The sequence below is a fragment of the Corallococcus praedator genome (assembly GCF_003612125.1).
GTDB lineage: Bacteria > Myxococcota > Myxococcia > Myxococcales > Myxococcaceae > Corallococcus > Corallococcus praedator.
On the sequence record NZ_RAWI01001186.1, the window covers coordinates 1 to 421 of the forward strand.

Consider the following 421-nt stretch of genomic DNA (forward strand, 5'->3'; position numbering starts at 1 on the left):
CCCGTTATGATTCCCCTGCTCGGCTTATCTGTGGCGACGATCGCCTGTGCTCTCGATCGCGCTCAGTTTTGGTATCGGCTGTTGAAGCAAGAGCGTCGCATCGTGCAGGAGGTCTTGGATGCAGCTCGGTTTGATTTGGACGAAGCCGCCTCGATCGCCGCTCGTGCCGAAGCGCTGCCGATCGGACGGTTTTTGCTTGCTCCGCTGCGACTGAATCTGCCCACGCCCGAAACCTTTCGGCTGGCAATGGAAGCAGCAGGCGATCGCGAATTTGTCAAAATGCGGCGCGGCGACAAGTTTCTCGAATCGGTGGTCGGCATCGCCCCGCTGTTGGGACTGTTGGGTACGGTGACAGGCTTGATCATTACCTTTACCAACCTCAATATTGGCGGCGGAGCAGCGGCAGCAGATACATCCAAGG

Annotated in this window: 1 protein-coding gene; it reads left to right on the plus strand. The window is 58.2% G+C overall.

Features of this window, described 5'->3' with window-relative positions; all coding sequences use genetic code 11:
* On the plus strand, positions 1 to 421 hold a 421-nt coding region (locus tag D7Y13_RS43660), incomplete at both ends, for a MotA/TolQ/ExbB proton channel family protein (protein WP_208734691.1).